The following is an 11,324-nucleotide window of genomic DNA, read 5'->3' as shown; positions in this document are numbered from 1 at the left end:
AACCGGAAAGGTCCCTTCATTCGCTTCGACATCGCGATGCTCAACTCGCTTGACATGACACTCGTGCGTCAGAAATACGGCATCGAGGGCTGGGGAATCGTGCTCTACATCATGAAATGTCTCTTGGAACGCCACACCGACTGCCGCGCTCCGCTTTCCATCGTGCCCGAAATCGCATACGTCTGCCACAAGAGCAAATGCACCATTCTGCAGCTCATTCGCGACTTCCCCGCATTGTTTGAAATCGAACCCGACGGACAGACTTTCACGAGCCCTTATCTTTTGCAATTATTTGTTAAATGTTCCGCGAAAAATGAAAAGTCAAACAGAAGTTTAAATAAATTAACAAATGAAACCATTGATAATCAACCTGTTAACGTTCCTAAGAACAATGAACAAGAACAAGAACTAAAAAAGACGACGAAAAGAGTAGAAAAAGTCGACGACGTCGCCGACGTTGTTTTCGAAAAAAGGAAAACCTCCCCCAACCCCTCCGAAGGAGGAGAGCGCAAACCGCTTGCAAACTCGGTATTCCTCCAGATATCGCTACGGACAAACCCTCGAATACGGGCACAAAAATGGCTTGCACACCCAATATTCCTCCAAATATCGCCACAAACGTTTCCTCGAATACAGGCATGCAAGCGACTTACACACTCAAAATCCCTCCATTTGCCGCCACAAACGAGTCCGCGAATACGGACACAAAAGCGGCTTGCACGCTCGACGCCCCTCGCTGTATTCACAGCGAGGGCAGACGCTATGCTACATTCGCCAGGCCCGCAAGCTCGGGCTCCCTCCCTTTGGGAGGGTCGGGGTAGGTATTGGGAGAGACTCGGGGTAGGTTTTTGGAGGGGCAGGCTGGGTTTCTTGGAGGACCGGGAGTGAGTGTCCCGGCTTGCAATATCAGCCTTTTTGCAACGTAATCCCAGCCATTCTGTGCGGTAATATAGCTGAGATTGCACGGTAAAATGGCAGAGATGGCATCGCAAGGTAAGAAAACGTGGGATTTATGCCCAATAATCCGGCACAAAACATTAACTTTGTAGGCTGGAAACAGGAGACGAATGGAACAGCAAAGTATATTTCAACGCCCACTATGGGTTTCGCTTTTCGCACTCACGGCCGCCATTGCATGGGGCTGGGCCTATCCACTGATCAAGTTGGGGTTTGCCGAATTCATGATAACGGCCGACATGACTGCCGGCAAGATGCTTTTTGCCGGTATTCGTTTCGGTCTGTCGGGCCTGATTATCCTTGCGATAGCCCGCCTGACGCGCAGGGATTTCAGCGTCAAGGCGGCCGGCAGCTGGTGGTATATCGCCCTTTTCTGCATGATGAACACCACGTTGCACTATGCCTTCTTCTACATCGGACTGTCGCACAGTCAAGGCTCTCGGGCGGCTATTCTCAACTCGATGAGCGTGTTCTCAGTAGTCATTCTGGCCTGTATCTTCTTCAAAAGCGACAAGATGACATGGCAGAAGCTCATGGGCGTGGGCATCGGCTTCGTGGGTATCCTCTGTTTGAACTTGGGAAATGCCGACAGCGGACGGTTCACATGGCTGGGTGACGGTATGATTATTCTGAATGCGCTCTGCGGGGCCACGGCTTCTCTGTTGACCCGTGGGCTGGGTAAGCGTGTCGATGTGTTTGTCGGGACGGGCTACAGTCTGGCCGTCGGCGGTGCACTGCTGATTGTTCCGGCCTTGTTGTGGGGTGGCACATTGCCCCGGACCACGCTACTGGGCATGCTCTACCTGCTGTTGCTGATAGCCATCAGCACGTTGGGCTTCACCCTCTACAACAAGCTCCTCACTTGCAATCCCGTGGGCAAAGTGGCCATTTATAATTCCCTGATTCCCATTGTGGGAGCTGTGACCTCATGTCTGTGTCTTCACGAACCCTTCTATTGGAAATATGCCATTGCAGGCCTGCTTGCCACCGCCGGTATTTATATCATTGCTTCGCCTGCAAATGGAAAGAGAAGATAAATTAAGACAAAGGAAGCGGAGATTCCGTTTCCAAAGCGTTAACATATAGATGAGTTATGAATTGCAAACTATTGATTGTGGGGGCTTTGTTGTGTGATGTGATGGCAATGGAAGCCCAAACTGCAGACGTTGCGGACTCGCTTACAATGGAAAAGATGATGCACAGTCTGCCCGAAGTGATGATTAAAGGCTCTCGCCCCATTGTCAAGGCCGAGCGAGGAATGCTGTCCTACAATATGCCGCAGCTCTTGAAACAGCTTCCGGCCGACAATGCATACGAAGCATTGACGCGCATTCCCGGTATCAGTGATGCCGACGGAAGTCTTAAATTCTCAGGTAACGGAGTGACACTCATCATAAACGGACAGGCCACAACGCTGACACAAGAGCAATTGACCGACCGTTTGAAAGCATTGCCTGCCAAGGAAGTGGTCAAGGCAGAAGTGATGCTTTCGGCTCCTGCACGATATCATGTGCGTGGCATGGCCATTAATATCGTCACAAAAGCGCATGCCGGCGAGCGTCTGTTGTCGGGACAGATTACCGGAAGCTGGCAGCAAAGCAGATACGGAATGGGATTTGGCAAAGGATATCTGAATATACAGCACGGAAAGTTCGGCATGGATGTGCAGTATTCTTTCCGTGATGGCAGTTCGTATAGCGAAGTCTCTCATGAGGCCAATCACCCATTGGTCGGTAACCGCATTGCCTATTACGACAAGACGTGGAAAAAGTCGTTCGGTATTGCACACAGCTATCGATTAGGCATGAACTATGCTTTTGCCAAGAACCACAGGCTTGACCTTTCTTACACAGGGACATGGAGCAAGTACAATGCCAACAATCATACCACGGGAACGGGCGTCGCAGAACAACATTCTGACAGTCATACCTATATGCACAATGTGGACGCAGACTATTCACTGCCCTTCGGATTGCGGCTCAATGCTTCGTATACATATTATCGAATGCCCCAAGAACAGTTACTTGACGGAATGCTGCTCACGGGAGGAGGTCTTTCGGGCACAAGTCGTAATCTTGCCACCCACAGCCGGCAGACCATCCGTAAGTGGGCATTTGCGGCTGACCAAAACCATTCTTTGAGCCATGGTTGGGGACTGTCGTATGGCCTCAAAGCGCAGTTTGCAACCAATAACAGCTTTCAGACTACACTCGACAAGCTGGGCAATGTGGTGCCGGGTGCATCGAGTAGCGTAGACATCTCCGAACGGATATGGAACGTGTATGCAGGATTTAGTAAGCAGCTTACCAAGCACTTGAGTCTTGAAGCTTCGCTTGCTGCCGAGCAATACCACTCTTTACAATGGAACGAATGGCATATTTATCCTTCGCTGAATGCGCTGTGGAATATCAATGACGACCATATTCTGAACCTGTCATTCAGTTCCAACACTGAGTTTCCCAGTTATTGGTCAACCATGAGCAGTATCTTCTATCCGTCTACTTACTCTGAGATATGGGGTAATCCTAACCTGAAACCTTATTCCTACTATAATGTTAACCTCATGTGGCAGTTCAAACGGCGCTATACGCTCATGGCCTTTGCCAGTTTGAAGCCGGATTATTCCGTTCAACTGCCCTACCAGACCACCGACCGTATGGCCGTCATCATGAAAGAAACCAATTTCGACTTCGACCGTACGTTCGGACTTCAGGCCTCGGCCATGTTCACTATAGGCAAGTGGCTAAGCGGTAATGCGTTTATCGTTGGGCTATGCAAGCACGATAAGAGTAGCCATTTCTTCGACTTGCCGTTCGACCGCAAGAAATTCAGCGCTATACTCGGGAGCACTACTTCCATCAAACTATGCCATACACAAGACCTGCGCCTCATACTGAACCCTTTCTTTCAGACGAAATCAATACAGGGGGTGTATGACATCAGTCCCGTATTCATGCTGAATGCCGACTTGCGCTGGGCTTCGGCCAATGACAAGTGGAACCTACACATTAATGGCAGCAACATCTTTAACCATCAGTTTGACACGCGCTCCGTGCAGGGCAATCAGGACTACCGCATGAAAGTCGGACAACAATGGGCGTCGGGCACCATCACGATTATCTATAAATTCGGCGGTTACAAGGAGAAGAAGGTAAAAGGCGTTGATACTTCTCGAATGGGACACTGATAAGATAGGCTCTTTCCTAAGAAATTCAAAAAAAGAAGCTTTATTGTTGTTCTCTTGAAATTTATTGTTACCTTTGTCCATTGATAAAACAAATCGTAATTCATATGGCAAAGAAAATAACAGAGAAAGTAACTTGGGTCGGCAAGATTGATTGGGAATTGGTGAGTTTCCATGGCGATGAACTCTCCACCTATCATGGCTCAAGCTACAATGCGTTTCTTATTCGTGACAAGAAAACCGTGTTGATGGACACGGTTTGGCAACCCTATGACAAGGAGTTTGTTGCCCGTTTGAAACGAGAGATTGATTTGAAGGAGATTGACTACATCGTGATGAATCACAATGAAATCGATCATAGTGGTGCACTTCCCGAACTGATGCGCGAGATTCCTGACACACCCATCTACTGCACGAAGAAAGGCGAGGCCATTCTTCGTGGGCACTATCATCAGGATTGGAACTATGTGACAGTCAAGACTGGCGATACACTTGAAATCGGCGAGTCGACATTGACTTTCATTGAGGCTCCCATGCTGCATTGGCCCGACACGATGTTCAGCTACCTTTCAGGCGATGAGATATTGTTCTCTAACGACGTCTTCGGTCAGCATTTTGCATCGGAGTCCCTCTACAATGACCTTGTGAAGCAGGACGACCTGCTGTGGGAGGCCGAGAAGTATTATGCCAACATCATCAATCTCTACAGTCCGATGGCCAATCGCAAGGTGAAGGAAGTCATCGGTATGAACCTTCCCATCAAGATGATTTGCCCGAGCCACGGTGTGATGTGGAAAGAGAACCCAATGCAGATTGTGGAGAAATATCTGGCATGGTCGAGCGACTACAAGGAAAATCAGATTACGATTGTCTACGATACGATGTGGCAGTCGACCCGCAAGATGGCCGAGGCCATCACCGACGGTATTCTGGCCGAAGATAATACCGTCACCGTGAAGCTCTTCAATGCAGCGAAAGAAGACAAGAACGATATTCTGACCGAGATGTTCCAGTCGAAAGCCGTGCTCGTGGGTTCGCCCACCATCAACTACGGCTATTCTTACGCCATTGCCGGCATTCTCGAGATGGCCCGCGGCCTGAAGTTCAAAGACAAGAAGGGAGCAGCTTTCGGCTCTTACGGGTGGAGCGGCGATGCACCGAAGCTCATCAGCACGCATTTGCAGGAAGCCGGCTTCGAACTTGTCAACGAAGGCTTCAAGACCCTTTGGGTGCCCGACGAAGACGCGCTTGCCACTTGTCGGGAATATGGAAAAGCGTTTGCTATCGCAACGAAATAGATTATTAATATTAAACAAAAACGATTATGAAAAAGTATGTATGTGACGTTTGCGGGTATATCTATGACCCCGCAGTAGGAGATCCCGACGGTGGCATTGCTCCCGGTACGGCATTCGAAGACATTCCCGATGATTGGGTTTGCCCCACTTGCGGCGTGACCAAGGACGACTTCAGCGAAGTTGAAGAATAACGCCTCCCTCTCGCGGAAGTGTCTTTTCACGGAAAATAAGTGAGGACGTCCTCACATCTTGCACACAGCCCCGACCAGCAAAGGCCGGGGCTCTGTTATGTGAATTGTGGATTGTGGCATTATTATTCCACATTCAACAACACCGTGTTATCCCCCTCTCGCACATAAGTTACCCGGAGTAGGCGCACATTACACTCACCTACCCCAGGCTACAAAGGATATAACAGGGTTAAAATCCGTCACAATAGTATGCAGCATGATGCACGGAAGTAGGACCCGTAATTGACAATATATACTATTGTGGGGCACGAAAGTATATATTGTGCCCCACAATAGTATATATTGTCAAGCTCACCTTGTTCACTACTTCGGAACAGCACTGGGGCTAAGGCCCGCCATTGTCAGCCCAAAGAGCGTATTTTTTTTTCTTTCCTACAAGCGTTCAATCCTATTTCTTCCAGCATTTTATCGCAAAAGTTCAGATACTATTTAAAAATTAAACAGATTTCTTGGTTGGTTCATTGAAAAATGGTAACTTTGCAGGCGTTTAGCAAAAAACAGACAATATAAAACAGTTGAATGAAGAATGACAAATTGAAAAATCAGTACCGTGTTAATGAACAAATACGCGTACGTGAAGTTCGTATCGTTGGAGAAGACGGTTCTGAAGTCGTGCCTACACGCAAAGCCTTGGATATGGCACGCCAACAGGGCGTAGATCTCGTAGAGATTTCCCCAAACGCACAGCCACCAGTTTGTCGTCTCATCGACTATTCAAAGTTCCTCTATCAGCAGAAAAAGCATCAGAAGGAAATCAAGCAGAAGCAGGTGAAGGTCGAAGTGAAGGAAATCCGCTTCGGACCTCAAACCGACGAGCACGACTATCAATTCAAATTGAAACATGCAAAAGGTTTCTTGAACGAGGGAAACAAAGTGCGTGCCTATGTTTTTTTCCGCGGTCGCTCCATTTTGTTCAAAGAGCAGGGAGAGGTTCTGTTGCTTCGCTTTGCAAACGACCTTGAAGAATATGGCAAGGTTGAACAAATGCCAAAGTTGGAGGGGAAAAAGATGTTCCTTTACCTTGTTCCTAAGAAAGTCGGCGTGGTGAAGAAAAGCCAACAGAAGGTTGACCGCGAAAAGCGAGAAGCCGAAGCCAAGGCCATGGAACAAAGCCAGAAAGAGGGAAATGCCGAGAAGAACGGCTTGTTCGCAAATGCAAGAAATGGGCAGAATGCGCTTGACAAACTGAAGAGCGAGAGCCCTGTCGAAGATTAAGAAAACGTGCGTAACGCCCGGTATATGCGTTGCCACTTATAAATAACAACTAAAAATTAAAAAAATGCCAAAAGTAAAGACAAACTCCGGTGCAAAGAAGAGATTCTCATTCACCGGTACCGGTAAGATTAAAAGACATCACGCTTACCACAGTCACATTCTGACTAAGAAGACAAAGAAGCAAAAGAGAAATCTTGTTCACCAGACACTGGTTGACCGAACCAACATGAAGCAGGTGCGTGACTTGCTCTGTCTCCGTTAATTCACTTTTTAGTAAGAACATTAAAGAAAGAAAACTATGCCAAGATCAGTAAATCATGTTGCTTCAAAAGCAAAGAGAACTCGAATTCTGAAGCTCACTAAAGGTTATTATGGAGCAAGAAAGAACGTTTGGACAGTAGCAAAGAACACTTGGGAAAAGGGACTCACCTACGCATATCGCGACCGCAGAAACAAGAAACGTACATTCCGTGCACTATGGATACAGCGTATCAATGCTGCAGCGCGTTTGGAAGACATGAGCTATTCCACATTGATGGGTGCCCTCCACAAAGCCGGCATCGAAATCAACCGCAAAGTCCTTGCCGACCTTGCTGTCAACAATCCCGAAGCATTCAAGGCCATCGTGGATAAAGTAAAATAACCCTTCGAAATCTTATATAAGCAAGAAGAAGGCACTTCAGACGTGCCCTCTTCTTTGTTTTTCAGCCCTCTATCTCACGATTTCATAGAAAGAAATATGAGAGTTAGTGAACCAGAGTCATCATTTACCGATACAGAAGTGCTTGAAAATATTTCCAAGAACTTCATTCGTGGTTATCTGTCCGCCGGTAATCTCTGCCAATTGGTCAAGACAGATACGCAGGTCCTCACTAATGAGGTCTCCGCTAAGGCCGAGATTCATGCCCTCAATAACACGTTGAATGCTCTCATCGGCATGGGTCAGTGCTTCGTAGTGCCGGGCATTCGTTACGATAACGCTATTCTCGTTAATGTCGGGGATGTCGGCTGCACGATAGATGGCAGCCTCTAAGTCTGGAATATTCTGTTTTAGTTTTGCAGAGATAAAGACCGCGGGGGAACATGAGGCTGCAGTATTAGACTTTACAGCCATGCAATCCATCTTATTAAAAACGGTAATCAGTTTCTTTCCGGTCGTCAGACGCTGCATTCTTGCATATTCTTCTGCCAAAGGCTGTCGATCGACGACCCATAGAACGATGAATGCTTCTTCAATTTTCTGATAGGCACGTTCTATACCCAATTGCTCGACCTTATCATCTGTCCTACGTATGCCTGCCGTATCGATGAACCGAAATGTTATCCCATTGATTTCTGTCGTATCTTCTATGACGTCACGGGTCGTTCCATGAATATCACTGACAATGGCCTTATCTTCGTGCAGCAGACAATTAAGCAATGTGCTTTTCCCTACATTGGTTTTACCTACGATTGCAACGGGCACACCTTTCTTCAAGGCATTACCTGTCTCGAACGAACGCGCAAGCATGGTGATTTGTTGATGGATTTGCGCTGCAAGTGCCTTTAATTCATCTCTATCGGCAAACTCCAATTCTTCATGGTCAGAGAAATCAAGTTCGAGTTCAAGCAAAGAAGTAATCCGTAGCAACTGCTCACGAAGCACAGATAGTTCACTACTAAAATGCCCTTTCAACTGACTAAGTGCAAGTTTGTGTGAAGCCTTATTCGATGCAGCCACAAGGTCGGCAACGGCTTCTGCCTGACTCAAGTCCATCTTGCCATTTAGGTAAGCCCGTTTGGTGTATTCGCCAGGTTGTGCTTGCCTACACCCCGCGTCGATGAGTGCTTTTATCACTTGATGCAGGATATAACCCGAACCATGGCATGATATTTCCGTACTGTCTTCGCCCGTATAGCTGTGAGGAGCACGGAAAACACCAATGAGAACATCGTCTATAAGATTTCCTTGTTTGTCATGTAGTGTCCCGTAATGCAACGTGTTCCCCTTGGCTTCCGCAAGTTTCTTGTTGCTTGCACCATGAAAAACCCTTTCCGTAATCTCAATGGCCCTATCGCCACTGACCCTTACGACACCGATGGCTCCCCCTTCCGGAGTTGCCAATGCACAGATTGTCTCTCCGTCCATCAAATACGCTCCAACACTTTCTCTATCAAACCGTCGATGGTGTTCTTGTATCCTGTGTTTGCCTTTTGTGCAAGTCGGTTGGCTATCACCATACAGCAAGTCATAGCTTTGTGTCCCATCAACGCTGAAAGTCCGGCAAGTGCAGAGCTCTCCATCTCGAAGTTGGTAATGCGAAGCCCGTTATACTCAAAACACTCTACCTTCTTGTTCTGTTCGGGATCAGCCAAAGGAATGCGCAACTCACGGCCCTGAGGACCAAAGAAACCACCGCAAGCGATTGTAATGCCGCGTACCATATCGTTTTGGGCGATACGGTCTATCAGTTCCTTGTCACCGTCAATCACGTAAGGTGCACAAAGTTGCGGGTTCCAGTGCATATGCTCCGTGAATGCAGCCTCCAAATCCAAGTCGCAGACCTCGTTTCTTCCGGCATAGAAGTTGAGCAATCCATCAAAGCCAATACTCTTGATGCTGGCCACATACGTTCCCGAAGGCGTATCGGGCTGCAAACCGCCACAGGTCCCGATGCGCACCAAGGTCAACGTGCGATGCGTGTCTTTCTCTGTGCGTGTTTTGAAATCAATATTCGCCAAGGCGTCCAGTTCATTGAGTACGATGTCTATATTGTCACAACCGATACCCGTACTTTGCACGGTGATACGCTTTCCCTTATATGTGCCGGTTATCGTATGAAATTCGCGGCTTTCAACCTCGCATTCCTTGGTATCAAAGTGCGATGCCACCAAAGCAACCCTACCGGGGTCGCCAACCAAGATGACCTTATCGGCTAATTGTTCGGGTTTTAGATGCAAATGAAAGATACTTCCGTCCTCGTTGATGAGCAACTCAGACGCTGCAAAATATTTCTTCTTGTCCATACGAAATGTTTATTTATGGTTTTCGATATTTCGGATTTCCTTTTCAAGTCTTGTTATCTGCAACTGCTGTTGTTCCAATTCTTTCTCCCTATCAAGGATTTGCTGCCGCATAGCCTGCTGTTTGCCGCGTGAAAGAGAGGCATAGCTGTCACGTAATAGCTGTAATTCAACTTCATTTTTAATGATGTTATTGCGCAGCGCCAGCAACTTTGACACGTTCTGCCGGTTTTCTGCCTTGAAGTCGGAAATGTTTTCCAACGTCACGCCATCATTCACAACGAAATGCAGACCGGCCTTAAACTCATCGCCGACTTTTCCACGCGTCGCCAACTGCTTCAACCTACCGAGAGCGGCCTGTCTGTCGCCATTCTTCCATGTCATGCCTATAGACTGAATACGTGCCTGCGCCTCCAACTGCGACGGCGTCAGATGGTCGTCCGCATAGGACAGCCGTTGCTTGGTAGGAACAAAAGTATAGATGCACACTTTTCCTTCGGGCATGTTCCTATCCGTCACCAACCAACCCAACTCGTTTGCATCGTCAATGGCCAACAGATAATCATTGGCCGTGGAGTTATAAGGGAGTCCCATGTTCTCGGGCGCATAGAAACGATGCTCTTCACGGTTATATCGCGTCATAAACAAATCGTAACCTCCGATACTGTTCACTCCTTGTGCCGCAAAGTACAGCGTCACGCCATCGCTCTGCACGAAAGGATAGTTTGCCAACCGATACTTGTCGTCGATGGCGGCTATTCGCACAGGCGTGTCCCATTTACCACCGAGCCTGTCTGTGCTGTAGATTGCCGTCTGCACAGTGTCTCCGTCGGCGAAAAAGGCCTGATTGCCGATGCCATTGATGAAAGCCGACGCTTCGGGATACTGCGTCCGACCCAAGAACTCCTTTGTGGTAAGTATACTACCTGACAACCGGCTCATGGGAATCTTCGACAGAAAGTCCTGCTTATCGACAACGACGCTATCAACGAACAGCAACTTAGCCGTGGCCGGAAGCAACTCACGAAACAGCGCATTCTCCGGCGTCACGCGTTTTGCAGCCACGGCAGTCGGTCTTGCCGGCGCTTTCCGTCCCTTCGGCTTTGTCTGTGCCCCGACTGAAAGGGGAAACAGCAGCCACACGATTAAAAAACTTATTACGGTTTTCTTCATAGAGTTTCGTTCTTTATGCGTCACAAAGATAAGCAAAAAAAATAATAATGATGAAACTTTACTGGGATTTTAGGGCTTCTTGCCATAACCTGTCATAAAATTCTATCCGAAAGATTTGGTTATATCATAAATTAGCCTTACCTTTGCCGCCAAGATGATATTTTCAATCAACGATAATAAGATGTGTACGGTGATGCAAAGAAACTTTGATTTCTCTGCATCTTTTAACGCTTATTATTTGGT

11 protein-coding genes are annotated in these 11,324 nt (G+C 47.7%); 7 read left to right on the top strand and 4 right to left on the bottom strand.

Annotation, left to right across the window (positions count from 1 at the left end):
* The coding region (locus HMPREF9944_RS13180; protein WP_216594331.1) for a hypothetical protein at positions 1-189 on the bottom strand (189 nt) is incomplete at its 3' end.
* An 878-nt stretch (positions 190-1,067) separates the two neighbouring features.
* On the opposite strand from HMPREF9944_RS13180, the gene HMPREF9944_RS00475 reads away from it, so the two are divergent.
* The 7 genes from HMPREF9944_RS00475 to rplT all read left to right on the top strand — a co-directional run bounded on the left by HMPREF9944_RS00475 (position 1,068) and on the right by rplT (position 7,548).
* On the top strand, positions 1,068-1,994 hold the full coding sequence (locus HMPREF9944_RS00475) for a DMT family transporter (RefSeq protein WP_008563686.1): 927 nt from the start codon (positions 1,068-1,070) through the stop codon (positions 1,992-1,994).
* A 56-nt stretch (positions 1,995-2,050) separates the two neighbouring features.
* Complete coding sequence (locus tag HMPREF9944_RS00470) at positions 2,051-4,144, top strand: outer membrane beta-barrel protein (protein ID WP_008563685.1); 2,094 nt, start codon at positions 2,051-2,053, stop codon at positions 4,142-4,144.
* 104 nt (positions 4,145-4,248) lie between these two features.
* On the top strand, positions 4,249-5,439 hold the full coding sequence (locus tag HMPREF9944_RS00465) for an anaerobic nitric oxide reductase flavorubredoxin (protein WP_008563684.1): 1,191 nt from the start codon (positions 4,249-4,251) through the stop codon (positions 5,437-5,439).
* 26 nt (positions 5,440-5,465) lie between these two features.
* Positions 5,466-5,630: a rubredoxin gene (gene rd, locus HMPREF9944_RS12595; protein ID WP_008563683.1), complete on the top strand. Its 165-nt coding sequence runs from the start codon at positions 5,466-5,468 to the stop codon at positions 5,628-5,630.
* Positions 5,631-6,209: 579 nt separating this feature from the next.
* Positions 6,210-6,905, top strand: coding sequence for a translation initiation factor IF-3 (gene infC, locus HMPREF9944_RS00460; RefSeq protein ID WP_008563682.1), 696 nt, complete (start codon positions 6,210-6,212; stop codon positions 6,903-6,905).
* A 64-nt stretch (positions 6,906-6,969) separates the two neighbouring features.
* Positions 6,970-7,167: a 50S ribosomal protein L35 gene (gene rpmI / locus HMPREF9944_RS00455; protein ID WP_008563681.1), complete on the top strand. Its 198-nt coding sequence runs from the start codon at positions 6,970-6,972 to the stop codon at positions 7,165-7,167.
* A gap of 36 nt (positions 7,168-7,203) precedes the next feature.
* Entirely contained in the window at positions 7,204-7,548 is a 345-nt protein-coding gene (gene rplT / locus HMPREF9944_RS00450; protein WP_008563680.1) for a 50S ribosomal protein L20, read from the top strand.
* Positions 7,549-7,668: 120 nt separating this feature from the next.
* Here rplT and mnmE read toward each other — a convergent pair whose 3' ends face one another.
* Genes mnmE through HMPREF9944_RS00435 form a run of 3 tightly spaced genes read right to left on the bottom strand, consistent with a single transcriptional unit; the run spans position 7,669 to position 11,081 of the window.
* Positions 7,669-9,033, bottom strand: coding sequence for a tRNA uridine-5-carboxymethylaminomethyl(34) synthesis GTPase MnmE (gene mnmE / locus HMPREF9944_RS00445; RefSeq protein ID WP_008563679.1), 1,365 nt, complete (start codon positions 9,031-9,033; stop codon positions 7,669-7,671).
* Positions 9,033-9,911, bottom strand: coding sequence for a nucleoside phosphorylase (locus HMPREF9944_RS00440; RefSeq protein ID WP_008563677.1), 879 nt, complete (start codon positions 9,909-9,911; stop codon positions 9,033-9,035). The genes mnmE and HMPREF9944_RS00440 overlap by 1 nt, the downstream gene beginning before the upstream one ends.
* A gap of 9 nt (positions 9,912-9,920) precedes the next feature.
* Positions 9,921-11,081, bottom strand: coding sequence for a hypothetical protein (locus tag HMPREF9944_RS00435; protein WP_008563676.1), 1,161 nt, complete (start codon positions 11,079-11,081; stop codon positions 9,921-9,923).
* Positions 11,082-11,324 lie beyond the last annotated feature (243 nt).

This window comes from Segatella maculosa OT 289 (assembly GCF_000243015.1).
GTDB lineage: Bacteria > Bacteroidota > Bacteroidia > Bacteroidales > Bacteroidaceae > Prevotella > Prevotella maculosa.
This window is presented reverse-complemented; position numbering and strand designations above follow the sequence as displayed.